Annotated in this window: 12 protein-coding genes and 2 pseudogenes; 4 read left to right on the top strand and 10 right to left on the bottom strand. The window is 68.1% G+C overall.

All coding sequences use genetic code 11. The features are described from left to right. From AB3X43_RS16450 to AB3X43_RS16415, 8 genes and pseudogenes are all read right to left on the bottom strand, one after another. Positions 1 to 1,150, bottom strand: a pseudogene (locus AB3X43_RS16450) (hypothetical protein); the annotation flags it as partial. Between the two features lie 50 nt (positions 1,151 to 1,200). Further along, positions 1,201 to 2,499: a hypothetical protein gene (locus AB3X43_RS16445; protein ID WP_369430945.1), complete on the bottom strand. Its 1,299-nt coding sequence runs from the start codon at positions 2,497 to 2,499 to the stop codon at positions 1,201 to 1,203. 6 nt (positions 2,500 to 2,505) lie between these two features. After that, positions 2,506 to 3,357, bottom strand: a complete 852-nt coding sequence (locus tag AB3X43_RS16440; RefSeq protein ID WP_369430944.1) for a hypothetical protein — start codon at positions 3,355 to 3,357, stop codon at positions 2,506 to 2,508. A gap of 21 nt (positions 3,358 to 3,378) precedes the next feature. Continuing rightward, positions 3,379 to 4,191, bottom strand: coding sequence for a YaiO family outer membrane beta-barrel protein (locus tag AB3X43_RS16435; protein WP_369430943.1), 813 nt, complete (start codon positions 4,189 to 4,191; stop codon positions 3,379 to 3,381). Positions 4,192 to 4,225: 34 nt separating this feature from the next. After that, positions 4,226 to 5,389 (bottom strand): non-hydrolyzing UDP-N-acetylglucosamine 2-epimerase, encoded by a 1,164-nt coding sequence (gene wecB / locus AB3X43_RS16430; protein ID WP_369430942.1) that lies wholly within the window; start codon positions 5,387 to 5,389, stop codon positions 4,226 to 4,228. 36 nt (positions 5,390 to 5,425) lie between these two features. Further along, positions 5,426 to 7,345, bottom strand: a complete 1,920-nt coding sequence (locus tag AB3X43_RS16425; protein WP_369430941.1) for a polysaccharide deacetylase family protein — start codon at positions 7,343 to 7,345, stop codon at positions 5,426 to 5,428. Beyond that, positions 7,342 to 8,925, bottom strand: coding sequence for a hypothetical protein (locus tag AB3X43_RS16420; RefSeq protein ID WP_369430940.1), 1,584 nt, complete (start codon positions 8,923 to 8,925; stop codon positions 7,342 to 7,344). Before AB3X43_RS16420 ends, AB3X43_RS16425 begins: the two co-directional genes overlap by 4 nt. Next, entirely contained in the window at positions 8,922 to 10,238 is a 1,317-nt protein-coding gene (locus tag AB3X43_RS16415; RefSeq protein ID WP_369430939.1) for a glycosyltransferase family 2 protein, read from the bottom strand. The genes AB3X43_RS16420 and AB3X43_RS16415 overlap by 4 nt, the downstream gene beginning before the upstream one ends. Positions 10,239 to 10,733: 495 nt before the next feature. Between AB3X43_RS16415 and AB3X43_RS16410 the strand changes: the two genes are divergently transcribed. Together AB3X43_RS16410 and AB3X43_RS16405 are read left to right on the top strand one after the other, a co-directional pair. Continuing rightward, positions 10,734 to 13,367: a bifunctional diguanylate cyclase/phosphodiesterase gene (locus AB3X43_RS16410; protein WP_369430938.1), complete on the top strand. Its 2,634-nt coding sequence runs from the start codon at positions 10,734 to 10,736 to the stop codon at positions 13,365 to 13,367. Between the two features lie 293 nt (positions 13,368 to 13,660). Then, on the top strand, positions 13,661 to 14,248 hold the full coding sequence (locus tag AB3X43_RS16405) for a PEP-CTERM sorting domain-containing protein (RefSeq protein ID WP_369430937.1): 588 nt from the start codon (positions 13,661 to 13,663) through the stop codon (positions 14,246 to 14,248). Between the two features lie 21 nt (positions 14,249 to 14,269). Here AB3X43_RS16405 and AB3X43_RS16400 read toward each other — a convergent pair whose 3' ends face one another. Next, positions 14,270 to 14,455, bottom strand: a complete 186-nt coding sequence (locus AB3X43_RS16400) for a hypothetical protein (RefSeq protein ID WP_369430936.1) — start codon at positions 14,453 to 14,455, stop codon at positions 14,270 to 14,272. Positions 14,456 to 14,856: 401 nt separating this feature from the next. Between AB3X43_RS16400 and AB3X43_RS16395 the strand changes: the two genes are divergently transcribed. Both AB3X43_RS16395 and AB3X43_RS16390 read left to right on the top strand, forming a co-directional pair. Further along, positions 14,857 to 15,867 carry a ComEA family DNA-binding protein gene (locus AB3X43_RS16395; protein WP_369430935.1) on the top strand — a complete coding sequence of 337 codons (1,011 nt, stop codon included), beginning with the start codon at positions 14,857 to 14,859 and terminating at the stop codon, positions 15,865 to 15,867. A gap of 157 nt (positions 15,868 to 16,024) precedes the next feature. Next, on the top strand, positions 16,025 to 18,334 hold the full coding sequence (locus AB3X43_RS16390) for a YgiQ family radical SAM protein (protein WP_369430934.1): 2,310 nt from the start codon (positions 16,025 to 16,027) through the stop codon (positions 18,332 to 18,334). A gap of 18 nt (positions 18,335 to 18,352) precedes the next feature. On the opposite strand, the pseudogene AB3X43_RS16385 reads toward AB3X43_RS16390, so the two are convergent. Next, positions 18,353 to 18,534 (bottom strand): annotated as a pseudogene (locus tag AB3X43_RS16385) (hypothetical protein); the annotation flags it as partial.

The following is an 18,534-nucleotide window of genomic DNA, read 5'->3' as shown; positions in this document are numbered from 1 at the left end:
ACATGGTCGGCATCTGCACATGCTGGTGCGCGAACAGGTTGAGGAAGCCGTGCAGCGGCGCGCTGTCGGTGCCGATGGCCTTGAAGTAGCCGAGCGGCAGGTTCACGAACAGGACGTTGCCGCTGCCCACCGGGCGGCTGCCGGCGACCAGGCCGTGGTCGGGCGAGGCGAGGTAAGGCGTGCCGGCATAGGCACCCTGCGTGACGAAGCTGAAGTAGTCGAGGTAGCCGTAGCCGTAGCTGCTGATGGCCTTGGGCTGCGCGAGGGTGACGGCGGCGGTGGAAAAGGTGCCGGCCGCTGCCGTGGTGGTGCTGGTCGTGACCGCCGTCGTGGTCGTTCCGGTGACCTTGGGCGCGAGCTTGACGCCGGTGGTGGCCGGCAGGCTGTTCAGACCGAGGAGGTCGCGCACGGCCTGGTTGGTCAGCCGCTGGGCCGTGCGCACGTTGCGCGAGCTTTCGTCGACGCCCTTGAGCGCGCGGGCTTCGATGAAGCTGCGCATGGCCTTCGTGCCGGCTGGGTCGGCGGTGGAGGTCTGCACGAACTGGGTGCTCGCGCTGGTCGTGCGGGCAATGGTGATCGGTGTGGACCAGCTCATGTACTTGCCAGGCGCCAGGCGCAGACTGTCGAGCGTCGTGGCATCGCCGACCACCGGGCCGAAGCCGACCATGCGGTCGAGCAGCGTGTCGTAGAGCGTGTAGTCGACGCCAGCCAGCGCCGAGAAGCGCGACTTGCCGGAGGCATAGACCCCGCTGGTGGTCAGCGCGCCAGCGTCGTACACCAGCATCAGCTTGCCGCCGAGGTTGGCGTATTGCGTCACCGCGGCGACCACGGCGTCGCTGGCCTGCTGGTGGGCGCTGTCGGGCAGGATCAGGCCGGCGATCTGCGCTGCGGCACCGGTGCCGAGCGCCAGGAACTGGGTGTCGGTCATCGTCTGGAGGCGGATGCCTTCTTCCGCAGCGGAGTCGGTCCAGACCTTGACGGGCCAGTCGGCGAGGTTGGCGCTGTCCGGCACCAGCATCACCAGCGTGTCGCGCACGACAGCACCATGGGCGACCGGCGAGAGCAGGCCGAGCCCCAGCAGCAGCGAGGCAGTCAGTGCGGTGAGCGCGCGGCGCGGGGAGCGGGTGTGTACGGGTGAATGCGAGTGCATGGGGTCTCTCCTGGTCGTTTGAGGAATGCCGATGGGGCTCGGATGAACGGTCAGCCGCCGCTGCGCGAGGCCGGCAAGGTGGACACCGGCACAGGCAGCGGCGCCTGTGGCGGGCCGGGCTCGGCCAGCCACAGCAGCCAGAGCAGGTCACTGACCTGGAAGGGCCAGGCGAAGGGCGCCTGGGGCTTGAGCCAGGCGGCGCGGGCGCGCGCCACCCAGTCCATGGCAGCGGCGGTGTCGCCGACGCAGTGCGCCGCCACCGCAGCGGCCGGCCACCAGAAGCCGGCCGGATCGACGTTGCGGGTCTGCCAGGCGTTGTCGTTGGTGCGCCACTGGGCGGCGGCACGGGGCCAGGCACTGCGCGAGGCGCTGTAGCTGGCGGGCTGGCTCGATGTGCTCCAGAGCAGCGGCCAGGCCTGCGCCATCGTGTCGGGGTACCAGCGGGTCGTCTGCGGCGAAGCCGCATCCAGGCTGACTCGCCACAGGCCGGCGCCAGCATCCCAGAGCTGCTGCTCGACGCCGCTGCTGGCGCGCCGGGCGCGGTCGCGGCTGGTCTGTGCCGCCTGCGGCTGTGTCCAGACCCGGTCCTGCAGATCGGCCAGCGCCCGCCAGCCGGCGGCCACTTCCACGGTGTCCATCAGGTAGGCGACCGGGTGGCTGCGCTTGGCCCAGCTCAATCCGTTGGCCTGCTGCAGCTTGACCAGCGTGGCAGCGGCACGCTCCAGTGCGAGGCGCACTGCCGGTTCGCGCAGCAGGGCGGCGTCACCGCCGTTGTCCAGGTAGGCCTTGGCCATCAGGAAGAACGAGGCGATCGTGCTGTCGGTGGCGTCGATCTGGTTGCAGTGGCTGGCGTCGATGTCCGGCGGGCACATCGTCTCCTGCGAGCCGTCGGCCAGCACCCAGCGGTCGTACAGCACGCCCTGGTCCAACCCGCGCAGCGGCAGGTGGCGCACCTGCCAGCGCAGCCAGTCGGCCGCTTCGGTGCGCAGGCTGGGGTCGACCCGCAGCGCGCCGATCAGCCCGAGGTTGCCCTCGTAGACAGCGATGTGGTGCCAGGCACGCTTCTGGGCATCGATGTGGGCGGGCGCCAGTGCACGGCGCACGGCCCCATGGCTTGGCAGGTTCGGCGCCCGCACGACGAGCTGCCGCATGGTCAGCACGGCCGCGTCGCGGAATGCCGCGTCCACGAGCGCCCCCGGCGGGCACAGGCTGTCCATGGGCGGGGTGCCGGCGTTGACCTGCGCACCGGCTGGCGCCAGCGCGAAGGCCGCCACGACCGCTGCGGACGTCAGGCGCCACGGCAGGCGTCGCAGCCGGTTCAATGGAGTCGATGGGAGTTGAATGGACATGGGCTTTCAGGGGATGGGCGTGGGTTGCAGGCGTGCGTTGGCCCAGCTCATGGCCCAGCCATAGATCGCCACGAAACCGATGATGGCCACCATCACGCCGAACAGGAGGTGCAGCAGCGGCATGGCGAGCAGGCCCCAGGCGTGCAGCACCAGGGCATGCACGGCCAGCAACAGCGGCGCGAGCAGGAAAAGGTAGGCCCAGGTCAGCGCGGTCAGCGCGATCCGCTGTCCCCACGTCACGGCGAACAGGTAGTAGGTGCAGAGGTGGATCCATGGCGCCAGCAGCATCAGCGCCCAGCACTGCTGCAGGCCGTTGCCGACGTGCTCGTTGACCGAGTGCGGAAAGCTCGCTGGCCAGATCCAGAAGAACAGCACCGCGGCCCCATGGATGATGGCGGCGAAGCGCAGGAGGTAGCCGCCCGGGCGTGCCACGTCGGGCAACATTCCCGACAGCCACCACACCGTCACCACTCCGATGGCGTTGAACATCAGCGTCGTGGTCTGCGGGGCGCGGACGAACAGCGTGACCACCGGTGTGGCAATCTGGAATGGCAGCTTGCCTTGCTCCATGACCGCCGTGAAGCGTCCGGACAGCTCCATGTGGTTCAGCCACCAGAGCAGTTCGGTCGACCACAGCGTGGCGATCGACTCGCGCAGCAGCACCATGACCGCTGTCAGCGCCACGGCCAGCAGGACGGACCCGGCCAGCCGGTTCGGCGGCAGGTGCAGGCCCCAGATCGAGCGGTGCATCTGCACCCGCCCGCCGCGGGCGCCGCGCGGGGTGAGTTCTCCCAGCACGGCATGCAGCACCGAATGCTGGAAGTCAGGCCGGGCGGAGCGGGTGGATTTGCGGAACATGGACAAGGGCACTCCGTGGGATCACAGCTGCAGGAACAGGCCGCCGCCGACGGTGGTGCGGCTGTAGCTCGGGTTCAGATAGCGCTCGGCGTGGACGGTCATGCCCCAGTCCGGGGCCAGCCAGTAGCGCCAGTCGAGGCTGAGCGCCTGGCTGTCGAAATCGACCAGCTGCGCGCCGGCACCGATGCTCTGGTAGGCCTCGCTGCCGCGGCTGGCGCGCAGGCTGAGGAACTGCAGGCCTTGCGTGCCCAGCGTCACCGCCAGGTAGGGCATCTGCGAGCGGACCTGGCCGGGGTGGCTGGTGTTGAAGGCGGCGCCGCCCTCGAAGACGACGAAGTGGTGGAGGTAGTAGTTGGCCGAGACGCGCAGGCCGCGGTCGCTGCGGCCTGCGTCGAAGTTGGCCCGGTAGCCGCCCAGCGTGGTGACGAACTGCCGCGACGCGCCCCACTTGCGCGAGACCGAGGCGTCGAGGCGGTTGCGCGCCCAGTTCGGGCCACCCCAGCCGTGGCTCAGCGTGCCGCTGGCGAACCAGTCCGCGTCGAGGTTCCGGGTCGCCCCGACGGCGGCAATGCCGCCATTGGCATCGAACTTCCGCTCGGACAGCAGCTCGGCGTTGAGCACCGTGTCCTGGCCGAGCGCCCAGTTGCTGCGCAGGTTGGTCGCATGGCCGCCGGGCAGGTTGGCGCTGTAGCGGCTTTGCTGCTGCGTCAGCTCGATCTGGCCGTGGCGTCTGGCCGCAGGCGCGGGTGCCGGTGCGGGGGTGGCTTCCTCGGCGAGCACCTGTGCCCGTGCCGTCCCGGCCAGTCCCACCAGCAGCAGGAGCCCGAGCTGCATGGGTGTGTGGTGTTGAACCCTGTGTGTGGTCATCTCAGACCTTCAGGTCGTGCTGCAGCACATCGGCGATCTGCTGCGCCGTGGTGCCGTCGCCGAACGGGTTGACGGCATCGCGCATGTGCTGCAGCGCCGCGGCGTCCTGCAGCAGGTGCGACACGGTCTGCACGATGCGCTGGCGGTCGGTGCCGACGATGATGCCTGCGCCGGCATCGATCAGCTCGGGCCGTTCCGTCGTGTTGCGCAGGACCAGCACCGGGCAGGACAGCGCCGCGCCTTCCTCCTGGATGCCGCCCGAGTCGGTCAGTGCCAGCACGCTGTGGTGCAGGCACCAGAGCAGTGCCGGGTATTCCAGCGGCGCGCACAGCGTCAGGCGGCCTTCCAGCCGGCGCGCCTTCTCGCCCAGTGCGGCCTGGACCGCGTCGCTCACCGCCGGGTTGCCATGCACCGGCCAGACCACGGCCAGATCCGGATGTGCATCGAGCAGGTCTGCCACCGCACGGGCGATGTTGCCGATGCCTTCGCCCCAGTTCTCGCGGCGGTGGGCGGTGACGGTGACCAGGCGCCAGTGGCGGTGTGCCACGCCTTCGCGCAGCAGATCCAGTTCCGCGGGCAGGACGGTGCGGCCCTGGTGGATCAGGGCTTCCACCCGCGCCGTGCCGGCCAGCGCAGCGTCGACGGCGGTGTTGCCGACGGTGTGGATGCCGGGCGGGCGCACGCCTTCGTTGCGCAGGTTGGTCGCCGCCTTGGCCGTCGGCGCGAAATGCCAGTGCGCCATGCGGGCGGTCAGCTCGCGGTTCATTTCCTCGGGAAAGGGTTCGCGGTGGTTGAAGGTCCGCAGGCCGGCTTCGACGTGGCCGATCGGCACGCCCTGGTAGAACGCGGCCTGCGCCGAGGCCAGCGTGCTGGTGGTGTCGCCGTGGACCAGCACGGCCCGTGGCTGCACCTGCTCGAACACCGTGGACAGGCCTTCCAGCAGCAAGGCGTTCAGATGGGAGAGCTGGCCATTGCGGCGCTCCAGCGTGACCTCGTGCTCGGGTTCGATGCCGAAGAACTCGTAGAGCGGCTGCGCCATCTCGCGGTGCTGGCCGGTGTGGACCCAGGCCACGGGCAGACCGCGGCGGCGCAGTTCGCTGTGGACGGGCGCCATCTTGATGATCTCAGGACGGGTGCCGACGGAGATGAGAATGGGTCGTTGCATGACAGGGGACTGGGGTGTCGGTCGTGAAGTGGGTGGTCAGGAGGGCGCTCTGGCGCCGCGTGGTTCCAGGGGCAGGTGCAGCCGCAGTCCCGTGCCGGAGCCGGCCACCACGCGCCACTGGCCATCGACCTCGTCGATGGCCGCCTGGCCGCTGGTGACGGTTGGCTGGGCGTAGCGGCTGCGCGGCAGCAGCCAGGTCATGCCGTCGAGCGACTGGGGGTGGTGGGCTTCGAGCTGCTGGCTGGGCAGGCTGGCGCTCTGGCTGGAGTCGGCGAGCGTCCAGCGGGTGCGCAGGCGCTGGTTGGCAAAGTCGCTGTACCGGGCCATCGTCATCCAGCGCAGGCGGCCCTGGTCGGCGAGTTCCTTGCCGTTCTCGAGCCAGCGCTGGAAGGCCTGCGGGTACATCACCAGCCCGATGGGGTGGAAATACACCAGCCGCAGCGTGCGGTGGTCGGCACAGAAGCGGTTCACGTCGGTCAGCCAGGCGGCCACTTCGGCCTCCGGCAGCTGGTCGGCCTTGGCTTCCTCGAACGAGGCGTAGACGCCGAAGTTCAGCACCGGGTAGGACCAGATGTCCGGCAGCGGCCGCACACCGTCCTGGTAGCTGCGGGTCGGCGGCATGCCGGTGTTGCCGGTGAAGTAGTAGGAGCGGATGTCGCGCTTGCGCAGCCAGGCGGTGGTCCAGGCCGGGTGGTTGCCCACGGGCGCCGAGTATTCGCGTACCGGCCGGCCGCCGATTTCCAGCAGCAGCGCCGAGTTGCGCTCGATCAGCGAGGCGACCACCTCGCGGTCGAGCTTGTCGGCCCGCGAGCCGAACCAGTTGTGGATCCAGCCGCCGTGGCTGCCGATCTCGTGGCCTGCGGCACCCAGGCGGCGCACCCAGTCCTGCGCCTGCGGGTTGTTGCTCAGGTCCATGCCCTTGCCGTCGCCTTCCTCGTTGACATCGGGGCCGGCGGTGAAATGGATGGAGTAGGGACCCTGCTTGAATGCGCCCATCTCGGCGGCCCGCTCCAGCGCCGGGAGCGCCTTGCGGTCATCGATGTGCCAGTTCATCACCACGGCGCCGCGGCCCTGCGGCATCGGCGAGAGCTGCGGTGCGCCCACCACCCGCTCGGCGAAGTACTGCAGGAAGCTGTGCAGCAGCAGCCCGTCCGTGCGCACCTTCAGCTGCGTCAGCGGCAGGTTGACGAACAGCACCTGCCCGGCGCCGAAGCGGTGGAGTCCGGCCAGCAGGCTGCCGTCGGCGGTGGTCATCAGCCGCGTGCCGTCGTAGCGGCCGCGGGTGACGAAGGTCGGGTACTTCAGCTCGCCGTAGACGTAACCGGCGATGGACAGCGGCTCGTCCGGTCCTGGAGCGGTCTGCGCGCTGGTCTGCGGACGACCGTCGGCACCGCGCACCAGCTTGCCGGGTGGAATGCCCAGTGCCTGCACCTGCTCCGGCAGCACCCAGGCCGGTGTGTCGCGCAGCATCCCGGTCTTCAGCTCGCCATACAGCCCGTACTGCACACCCGCCAGATCCGACAGCCGCGCGTGTTCCTCGCGGTAACGCCCGTCGATGTCCGACAGGCCGGCGTCATGCACCAGCATCAGCGTGTCACCAGCCCGCACCCGCTCGCGCAGGTGGTCGATCAGCACATCGCTCATGCGGCGGTGCAGGGTGTCCGGCAGGATGAAGGCGGTGCCCTGCGCCTGGCGACCGGAGCGCATCAGCTGCGAGGCGGTCCGGGTGTCGAGGTGGATGCCGAGCTCTTCGGCGGCGTCCTGCCAGGCCTGCACCTGGACGGGGTCGTGCAGATCGGCGTCGGGCAGCAGCAGGACGATCTGCTGCACGTTGTCCGGCAGCCGGTCGCCGCGGGCCTGCCACCAGGTGCCGGCTGCAGCGCCGATGAGCACCAGCGCCATCAGCAGTCGGCGCCAGGGCCAGGCCGCGAGGCGGGCGAAGACGCTGGCATTCATGCGGCTGCCCTCCCCGGCAGCGCGGGCAGTGGTGGCAGTTCGGCAAGGTGTTCGTCCAGATCGACTTCGGCGCCGATCTGCAACGCACCTGTCGCGTCGCCGCTGGCACCAGCCCAGACGGTGCCGTGCACGACCACGCCGAGCGCGATCTCGATGCGGGGTGCGCAGACCGTGGCATGCCGCTCCGGCGTGCCGATGGTGCAGCCCGGGCCGAGCACGACTGCGGTTTCCGACATCACCGAGCCGCCCACCGTGCTGCCCGCACCGACCAGGACATCGCCTTGCGCGACCACGCTGCCATCGACCCGCACACCGGCGCCGAGTCCCAGATCGCCATAGGCCTTCAGGCTGCCGCGCGCATGGCAGCGCGCGCCCAGTTCCAGGTCGCCCTGGCAGACCAGATCCCCACCCCACTGCCGCAGCGGCGGGATCTTCAGATCCGCGTTCGCCAGGCCGCGACCGGAGACGCTGTTCCAGCGCACCGCAGCGCCGAGGCCGGATTCGTCCATCGGGTCCAGGTCCTCGTCCTGCGGGCCACCCATGGCGAGCAGGCGCTGGCCGGACCAGACCGTGCCATGCACCACGACCCCCTTGCCGATCTCGACCCGCGGCGCGCGCACGGTCGCATGCGCACCGGGTACGCCGATCACGCAGCCCGCACCGAGCACGACCAGCGTTTCGGACACGATCGATGAGCGCACCTCCGTGCCTGCCGCCAGATAGATTTCTCCCGGCGCCATCAACCCACCCTGGATGCGGCAGCCGGCGCCCACGTTCAGCGAGCCGGCGCGGAGGCTGCCTTCTGCCTCGCAGCCTTCGCCGATCGAGAGGTGGCTATCGGCGATCAGGTCACCACGCCAGCGCCGCGACGGTGGCACATGCAGCAGACCCGGCACCCTGCCGGTGCCGGTGACCGCGTCCCACAGCACGCCTTCCGACGAGCCGATCGACCAGCGGCCATCCGGCGGAATGATCCAGTCCGCCGGCACCTGACCGGTGAACCGGATGGCGGGTGCGTGCAGCAGCGAGAAGCTCACCTCGCGCCCGATCATCAGCACCTGCGAGGCGCTGATGCGGGCGGGCAGCTGGCAGTGGTCGCCGATGGCCATGCTGCGGGCGTGGGCCCAGCGGATGATCCGGCTGCGCGGCGACAGGGACAGCTGTGCCTCGCTCAGCAGTGCCCGATAGGTGTGACCGGCGGCGGACCGCATGGCACCCCGCGCGGACATCTCGGCCAGGCAGTGCAGCCGCTCGGGCAGCATGCAGTCGCCGTCGGTGTGCCAGATGCGCCGGGTGCGGCCAGAGCGGATTTCCTGGTCGTTCAGCGGCCAGGGCGCGTGGATGGCACTGGCCGGCAGGTGGACCAGCGGCACGCCGCCCAGTTCGATCTGGCCTTTCTCCAGCGCCGGCCCGATCAGGCCCGAAAAGCGCCGGGCCAGATACTCGGGCTCCAGCGCGTCGGTTTCGTCGATGGGCAGCGGCGTCACGTCGGTTGGCTTGCGCCATTCGCGGAAGGCCGGCACCAGCGGCAGCAGCACGGTGAGCAGCATCAGCACGATCAGCAGCAGGGTGACCCTCATGCCTGGGCTCCCGGTTTCGGCGCCGCGGTGCGGTACCGGATGGTCTTGTCCCACTGGAATTTGGGCGCACCGATGCGGTCGAGCACCATCTGCTCCAGCGCGCCACGGGCGATGGCGACCGCACTGACGATGAAGCCCAGCCAGTTGAACGCCAGCAGCCGGATGCGGTTGTGCGAGCGGTCCATGTGGGTGGCCGCCGCGATCTCGAAGAATGCGGCGAAGTTGCCCAGGGCACCGTGGCTCATGAACGCCATCAGCAGCAGCGCCGGGGCGATCCACTGCACCGACACCGTGAAGTACAGCAGCAGGCTCACCACCCAGCCGATGATCAGCACCGGCGCCATGATGTAGACGCCCAGCAGCAGCGCGCCGTCGATGCGCTCGCGCCAGCTCAGGTCCGACTGGCGCAGCAGCGCGGTGGTGTGGCGCCACATGGCCTGGTTGTGGCCCTTGGCCCAGCGCTTGATCTGGCGGGTGCGCACGGACCAGTTCTGCGGCACCTCCTCGTAGCACTCGGCGCGGTTCTGGTAGATGGTCTTCCAGCTGCCGAGCAGCAGGCGGTAGGTCAGGTCGGTGTCCTCGGCCAGCACGTCGTCGTGCCAGCCGCCGACGGCATGCAGCGCGGACAACCGGATGCCGCCCACCGTGCCGCCGTACTGGGGCACCAGACCCAGGTTCATGCGTGCCTGCTGGTCGACCTGGTAGCCGCCGGAGCGTTCCAGGTCGAGCAGGCGGGTCAGCAGGTTCGCGCCGCAGTTCTGCGGCACGACCCGGCCCATCACCGCACCCACCTCCGGGTCGAAGAACGGCGCCATCAGCCGGCGGATCAGCCCGCGCGAGGGCAGGTAGTCGGCATCGAAGACGATGATGAAGTCGGTGTCCACCGTCTCCGTCGCGTCCTTCAGGGCCGCGGCCTTGCCGGGCTTGCCGTCGATGCGGTGGAAGGGTCGGATGCGCCCAGGGTAGCGGGTGACCACCTCGTCGATGATCTCCCGGGTGCGGTCCTTGGAGCGGTCATTGACCGGCACCACAAGCATGCGGTCGGCCGGGTAGTCCACGCTCATCAGGTTGACCAGACAGTCCTCGATCACCGCCTCCTCGTTGTGGGCGGCCACGAAGATCGTCACACGCGGCCAGTCGGCGCTGACGATGCTGGCGTAGGGGTGGCGCTGGTCACCGAACAGCCGGTTCAGCGAGAACCAGTAGTGGCGGAAGGTGTAGGCGGCCAGCAGCACGACGATGGCCATCATCACGACCACCAGCACCCAGGCCCAGGCGGGCCCCAGCGGGCTTTCCAGCGACATGCTCAGCATCGGTGCACGCTCTGCGGCTTGCCCCGCAGCGGCCGACAGCAACAGGCCCGTGCCGGCGGAGCCACATCGAAGCAGGGGGTGTGAATGGCGAGAGTGGGTGTGCAGCATGTGCAGTTCAGGGGGGCGCTGGAGGACGACCGGTTGTGTCTGATTGTTCTATAGGTGTCTATTTGTAAGAATAACCGGAAGTGTGTGACTTATTGTGTGATTTGCAGCCCCTCTTAAGATCTGGTTCGAGCGAATCGGGCGTCGCCTGCTCGACGAATGCATGCGCGTGCCTCTCGCGGATGGCTTGACAAATTCGGCCCCTGTGGAATGGGGTCATGACAGGCGGTCAGACTTCAGCTTTCACCGACACTGCCGATGTCCCGGTGCCGCTGGGCGTAGACGAGGAAGTTTTTGACCAACAGAGCAGCCAGACAGGACGGATACGGCGTACCCGGTGATGCCCGGACGAGCCGGTGGCTTGGTCGTGGGCTGATCGCTCTGGGATGCGTGGTCACGCTGATGGCGTGGGGCATGGTGGCGGACCGCCTGGCGCACGATGCGCAGACGCGCTTCACGGCGTTCGGGGAAGCGCGGGAATTGCTGTTCGATCGCCATGTGAAGCGCCTGATCGACGTCGCCCGCAGTTTCCAGGGGCTGTTCCTGTCCAGCGAAGACGTGTCGCGCGCCGAGTTCAAGACCCACTACGACATCCTCCAGGTGCGAGAGAACCTGCCTGAAGTGGTCTCCGTGCACCTGGACCGCTGGAACGCCGCGAGTCGCCGGCTCGCGACGGACTATCGCCAGCCGGATGACGGCGGTCCGCAGGCCGATCCGGTGGTCGATGCCGACCGTGCCCAGTGGATCGAACTGGCGCGAGACAACAATGTCTGCACGCTGACGCCGCCGCATCGGCTGCCCGAGGGATTCGACGGCGTCGACATCGGCGTGCCGATCTACCGGCAGACGGGCGGGCAGGGCGACCCTGGTTCGGTCGCACGGCGTCGCCAGATGTTCCTGGGCCAAGTCAATGTGTCCATCGATCTGAGCCGGTTGATTGCCAACGTGATGCCCGAAGGGGTGACCTTGCCCTACAGGGTCAGGCTCACCGACATCGGGACGACCGAAGGCGTCGACGGACAGCAGCCACCCATCGTTCTGTATGAAGGCGGAGGCCATGACCATGCGGAGCCGCTGTCATGGATGGATCCGCTGCGCGGGCCAGCGCTGGATCGGCGCTATGTGATCGAGGTGGGGCAGCGGCTGTGGATGCTGTCCTTGCACCAGGATCCCGTCCTGTATCTGCTGCGGTCCGAGGCGCTGCTGGTGCTGTTGTCCGGTGCGCTGGGCACGCTGGTGCTGGCGATGACGCTGCGCCAGATGCAGCGCCGGGTGGACCGTTCCGCGGAAGTTGTGCGCGCCATGGACCAGCAGGCTGAATTCGACGATGCCCGCCTGCGTGGGGTGATCGACCAGAGCACCGAGGGCATCATCACGTTCGATGCCGACTGCAGCGTGCTGGCGGCCAACCCCGCTGCGCACGGCATGTTCCAGCGCCAGTCGTTGTGCGGACAGTCGCTGTTCGACCTGATCGATCCGGCTGATCGGTCCGCGTTGCGGGAGTATCTGCGTGGACTGGCCCACGCAGGCCCAGGCGCCGGAGATGTCCGCATCGAGTTGCGGGCGCTGCGTGGGGAGGTGTCCGTGTTCCAGCTGTCGCTGACCTGTCGACCGCTCGTGTCGGCTGCGCCGCGTGGCGAATGGCTGGGCATGCTGCGCGACCAGAGTGCCGGCCTGCGTGCGGCGGCGGCGATGCGCAAGTTGGCCCAGCATGATGCGCTCACCGGCCTGATCAACCGGGAGGCGTTCCAGAAGCGTCTGGCTCAAGCGCTGACCGAACTGCGTGCAGGAGCGTCTGCGGGCGACTCGGTGCCACTGGCCATGATGATCATCGACCTCGACCGGTTCAAGAAAATCAACGAGACGCTTGGGCACCTGGTCGGGGACCGCGTGCTGCTCGAGATTGCGGCGCGCCTGCGTGCTGCGCTGGACGAAGAGGCGGTGCTGGCGCGCCTGGGTGGTGATGAATTCGCCGTGCTGGTGGTCCAGCCGGATGCGCTGACCCACATCGAGGCACACGCCCGCCGCATCCTCCGGTTGATGTCTGAGCCGCTGGAGGTGGATGGCCACCGGCTGCGCGTGAGTGGCAGCATCGGCATCACCGGTGTCGGCGTCGGGGAGGACTTGGCGTGTGTCGACGGTGTCGCCCTGATGAGCCAGGCCGATTCGGCGATGTATGTCGCCAAGAACGCCGGTCGCAGCCAGCTGCATGTCCACCACCGCGAGGATCGCCAGAACTCGCCCGTGCAACTCCAGCTGGAGGTCGATCTGCACCGGGCGCTGGAGCGCAAGGAGCTGGAGCTGTACTTCCAGCCCCAGTTCGATTGCCGGACCCGCGTGCTGGTGGGTGCCGAGGCATTGCTGCGCTGGCACCACCACAGCCAGGGCATGGTGTCGCCGGCCGAGTTCATTCCCATGGCGGAAGAATCCGGGTTGATCGTGCCGATCGGCCGCTGGGTGCTGGACGAGGCCTGTCGCCATGCGCTCACCTGGCAGGAGGTGGCCGGACGGCCGCTGTCCGTGGCGGTGAACCTGGCGAGTCGGCAGATGGTGGACGACGACATCGTCAGCGCAGTGCAGGAGTCGCTGGCACGACATGCACTGCCGGCGTCCTTGCTGGAGCTGGAAATCACCGAGAGTTCCGCCGTGACCGATACCGTGCAGGCCCGCGGGTTGCTGAACCGGCTGGCCGATCTGGGCGTCGGTGTGTCGATCGATGATTTCGGGGTTGGCTACTCCAGCCTGTCCTATCTGCGCGATCTTCCGGTGCAGCGGTTCAAGATCGACCGGTCTTTCCTGATCAATGTGCCGCACGATGCAGGCAGTTCGCGGCTGGTGAGCGCGATGATTTCCATGGCCAGGAGTCTGGAAGTTGGGTTGGTTGCCGAAGGGGTCGAGACCGTGGAGCAGCTCGACTTTCTCGCCCAGCAGCAGTGCGACGTGGCGCAGGGCTTTCTGCTGGGAAAACCGGTTCCTGCCTCTGAATTCCTGAGCCGTCTTCGCAGCGAGTGGATGACTGCGTGAGCCAGTGGTGCTGGAAGCACCGCAAGTTTCCACTCCCTGAAAATGAATAAATACACAATGCAACAGGTGTGAAACCCCACGAAACAGGGGGTTACGGCCGTGAATTACTCGGTAAATGTCGGTTTCCAGGGCGCGGCAATCCCCGCATTCAAGGGGTGAGCGGATGAAAGAATGCTGCGCGATCCCGTTACGGTTGGAACCAGTGGCAAACGCTGATTTTCAATCATAAATAGCTCAAGGTCTGAGCCATGCAGCCTTGGGTCAACACGGGAACTGGTATGAACAGCAAAATGATGACGGCAATCATCGCCGCTTCGATTTCGGTGGCAGTGCAAGCCCAGACACGGCATGCAGCGACGGTCACGCTGGACGGCAACTGGTATCTGCAGGCCGGAGCGGTGGTGAACCAATCCGATGCCGGGATATTGGTCACCGGTGTCACGTATGCGATGGGTGCACAGGTGGACGGTGCCGGCGTGTGGGAGGACTACCTCAGCGACGGCCGCCATGCGGACCGACTGGCCGGCAGCAGCACCCATTATTCGACGCAGATGTGGTCCGGGCTGCAGCTGGCAAGCCAGGAGATCTGGTCCTTCGGCGGTCTGGATCTGGACCGCATCGTTCATGCATCGACCGGTGAGGTCGACAGCCAGAACCTGGATTTCAGTGGCGCATCGCTGCGCTACGCTTCTGTGCAGGTGAAGTTCAGTGACGGCTACTGCGCGCAGGCCCGTCTGGCGGAGCTGGGCTGGGATGTGACCCAGGTGCTCCACATCGGTGAAGCTGTCGCACCGGTGCCGGAGCCTGCGCCCGGACTGATGCTGACTGCCGGACTGGGCGTGGTGCTGTTCGGCCGGCGCAAGGCCGGTCGACAGGCCTGACCGGACCGCCCCGGTCGCTGGTCAGCCCGCGTTGACGGGCTCGCCCGTTCCGGCCTGTGGGGGTTGTCCATTCTCGGCCGGTGCGGATGCATCGGCATTGCCATCGTCACGGCCGGGATTGGACTTGCGGTTGCGCTTCTCTTCCGTCTTCCGCTTCTTGGCGAGTTCGCGCTGACGTTTTTCGTAGGAATAGTTGGGTGTTGCCATGGCGTGCTCCTGAGCGTGGCGTGGACGAGGCATCCCCCGCGGATCACCCGGCGCAGCCTCGGCGTCGCGATCCGTGGTCGGAACGCGGTGTCGACCGGGTGGCCGGCCTCGCGCGAGATGCCGAAAAGTGGCTCGCAGCATAAGGCATCCCCGCCGCCGCACTCCAGTGGCGCACATCGCATGGGCGCTGGTGCTTGGGCGGGATTCCCCCGATCGGTGCACCTGTTTTGTGCGATTGGCGGCGTTGCACTTGTTTTGCCGGCAATAGGCACTGTCTTGGTGCTATTTGGGGGCATTTATTTGTGATGTGTTCGCGTCAAGTCATGAAAATGACCACACTTCGGGATTACCCTTGAGTGCTTTGACACGTCCATCGAGAGCCCGCCGGCTTGACACAGCACATGACTTTCCTGACCGCTCCACGTTCTTCAGACCTTGCCACGGACAGCGCCGAGGCTGCGCCGCACATCGCAGGTGTCCATGGCTACCGCCTGGATGGTGATCAGATCACGCTCTGGGCGGAGATCGCGGGCGGCCCAGCCGAGGTGCTGCTGGCGCTGTGGGCGCAGCCCGCCGATGCCACCGACGCGGGGTCTCGCATCCTCGTTGCGCAGATCCGCTCCACGCTGCACGGTGACAGCGCCGTGCTGATCGAGGAGGAGGTTCCCGCAGCGTTGCCATCCGGGCAGGCCGACTGGCAGATGGTGCTGACACTGTCGGTGCCTGATACCGGCGGGCTGGCAGTGGAGCGGGATCTCCGCGTCTTTGCGATGACGCAATCGTTCCTGCAGCCGAAGCTGGTGGTGGAGCGTCCGCTGGTGGCCCGGTCTGTGGTTGTCGGCGTGCAGATCGACTCGGTGGCCGTCACCAATCCGCGCCCCGCGACCAACCTCAGCGGCAGCCTGTGCCTGGAGCTGTGGGCGCTGGCGCAGCCCTACGCCGGTGGGGCGTTTGCCGGGCAGTGCCTCGGCACCGTCAACGTCGGACAGCTTGGTGGCCAGACGGGCTGCGAGTGCTTGGGCGAGACCTGGTCGGCACCCGCCGATGCGGCGGCCGTGCTGGTGCTGATGCTGCGTGAATGGACGCAGGACGGCCTGCTGACGCGCGACCACCACAGGGTGACGCTGGCGGCGCAAGCGCCTGCCGCATCGGTGGTGGCGCCCTTGGCGACGCCGGTGGAGGCACGGGCTGCGGCCCCGGTTGCCACGGCAAGGCCCAAGGCCCGTCCCGCGCATCTGCTGAATGTCAATCTCGCGACCGAGGAGCAGCTCGTCGCCATCGACGGCCTCAACCGTGCGCTGGCCAAGGCGGTGGTCGCTGCGCGTCCGTTCGCGTCGATCGACGACCTGCTCGACATCAAGGGTGTCGGTGACAAGCGCCTGGCGCGGATGCGCCGTCACCTTTGCGTCTGAGGTGGTGCGGCGCCAGGTCCCGGTGGCGGGTGCCCGCCGGTTCGGAAGGTGAATTCATTTCGCGCTGGCGGTAGGGGCCTCGACCGAAGACAATCGAGGGTTGATTTCTTCACGCATCGAGAGCCCTGCCTTGGCCGCCACCCTGACTGCCCCCACCATGCCCCGCGCGCCCAAAGCCCTGAACGGCTACCGTCCGTACTGGGCCAAGCGCTTCGGGACGGCCAAGTTCCTGCCGATGAGCCGCGCCGAGATGGAGGTCCTCGGCTGGGATTCCTGCGACATCGTGCTCGTCACCGGCGATGCCTACGTCGACCATCCGAGCTTCGGCATGGCGGTGATCGGGCGGATGCTGGAGGCGCAGGGGTTCCGCGTCGGCATCATCGCCCAGCCCGACTGGCAAAGCGCCGACCCGTTCAAGGTGCTCGGCAAGCCGAACCTGTTCTTCGGCGTCACCGCCGGCAACATGGATTCGATGATCAACCGCTACACCGCGGACCGCAAGATCCGCAGCGACGACGCCTACACGCCCGGCGGCCTCGGCGGCAAGCGGCCGGACCGCAGCTCGCTGGTCTACGCGCAGCGCTGCAAGGAAGCGTGGAACGACGTGCCGATCGTGCTCGGCGGCATCGAAGCCTCGCTGCGCCGCATCGCGCACTACGACTACTGGCAGGACAAGGTGCGCCGCTCGATCCTGGTCGATGCCAAGGTCGATCTGCTGCTGTATGGCAATGCCGAGCGTGCCATCGTCGAGATCGCCCACCGCCTGGCCGCGCGCGAGCCGGTCGAGCAGATCACCGACGTCCGCGGCACCGCCTTCATGCGCCGCACCAGCGACCCGAGCGCCGAGGGCTGGTTCGAGCTGGATTCGAGCGACGTCGATCTGCCCGGGCGCATCGATTCCCACATCAATCCCTACCAGACCACCTCGGAGCAGGCCGCCGAGCAGGGCACGACCTGCGCCAAGGAGGAGGGCGGCGACACCGCTGCCGCACAAGGCGGGGTGCAGCCGATCCGCTTCATCCCGACCGCGCGCGCCACCGGCCGGCTGCAGATGCCGCCGCGCGAGCGCACCGTGATCCGCCTGCCTGCCTACGAGCAGGTCAAGAGCGACCAGGTGCTCTACGCCCACGCCAACCGCGTGCTGCACCTGGAGACCAACCCCGGCAACGCCCGTGCGCTGGTGCAGCGCCACGGCGAGCGCGACGCCTGGATCAACCCGCCGCCGATCCCGCTGACCACCGAAGAGATGGACCTGGTGTTCGACCTGCCCTACGCGCGCAGCCCGCACCCGGCTTATGCCGACGAGCAAGGCGGTCACGACGGAGCCACCAAGATTCCCGCCTGGGAAATGATCCGCTTCAGCGTGAACATCATGCGCGGCTGCTTCGGCGGCTGCACCTTCTGCTCGATCACCGAGCACGAGGGCCGCATCATCCAGAGCCGCTCCGAGGACTCGGTGATCCGCGAGATCGAGGACATCCGCGACCGCGTGAAGGGCTTCACCGGCGTCATCTCCGATCTGGGTGGCCCGACCGCGAACATGTACCGCATCGGCTGCAAGTCGCCCGAGATCGAGGCGGCCTGCCGCAAGCCGAGCTGCGTCTACCCCGGCATCTGTTCGAACTTGAACACCGACCACGATCCGCTGATCCAGATGTACCGCCGTGCCCGGGCGCTGCGTGGCGTCAAGAAGATCCTGATCGGCTCGGGGCTGCGCTATGACCTGGCGATCCGCTCGCCGGAGTACATCAAGGAGCTGGTGACGCACCACGTCGGCGGCTACCTGAAGATCGCGCCGGAGCACACCGAAGGCGGCCCGCTGTCCAAGATGATGAAGCCCGGCATCGGCACCTACGACCGCTTCAAGCAGCTCTTCGAGAAGTTCAGCGAGGAAGCCGGCAAGAAGCAGTTCCTGATCCCGTACTTCATCGCCGCCCACCCCGGCACCAGCGACGAGGACATGATGAACCTCGCCGTCTGGCTGAAGAAGAACGGCTTCCGCGCCGACCAGGTGCAGACCTTCTACCCGAGCCCGATGGCCACCGCGACCGCGATGTACCACTCCGGCTTCAACCCGCTCAAGGGCCTGAGCCGCGAGGTCGGGCGCGCCGAGAAGGTCGACATCGTGCGCGGTGACCGCCGCCGGCGGCTGCACAAGGCCTTCCTGCGCTACCACGATGCCAACAACTGGCCGCTGCTGCGCGAGGCGCTGAGCGAGATGGGCCGCGCCGACCTGATCGGCAACGGCAAGCACCACCTCATCCCGACCTACCAGCCCACGACCGACGGCAGCTACCAGAGCGCGCGGCGCAAGAACTCGACGCCGGTCGGCATCAAGACGTCGGTGGCCAAGCCGGCGGGCAAGGCCAGGATCGTGGTGCCGGGGGCTGGCCGCATCCTGACGCAGCACACGGGGCTGCCGCCGCGGGTCACCGGGTCCAAGGCAGCGCCGAAGAAGGGCCGCTGACCCGGCGCCCGGGCCGGATCAGCCCTTGACCAGTCCGGCCATCTGGAGCACGTCGAAGTGGCTGCCCTTGACGGACTTCAGCTCGGTGATGAGGCGGCTGTTGTTCCACCGGGCATCGGGGACACCGCTGAGGTAGTAGTTGCTGCCGTTGTCGGCGATGAACATGCCGTAGGTCTTCAGCGCCGTCAGGATGGCCTTGG

It is taken from the genome of Sphaerotilus sp. (genome assembly GCF_041083715.1).
GTDB lineage: Bacteria > Pseudomonadota > Gammaproteobacteria > Burkholderiales > Burkholderiaceae_C > Sphaerotilus.
Note: the sequence above shows the minus strand (reverse complement) of the source record. Positions and strands in the feature narration are given on the sequence as shown.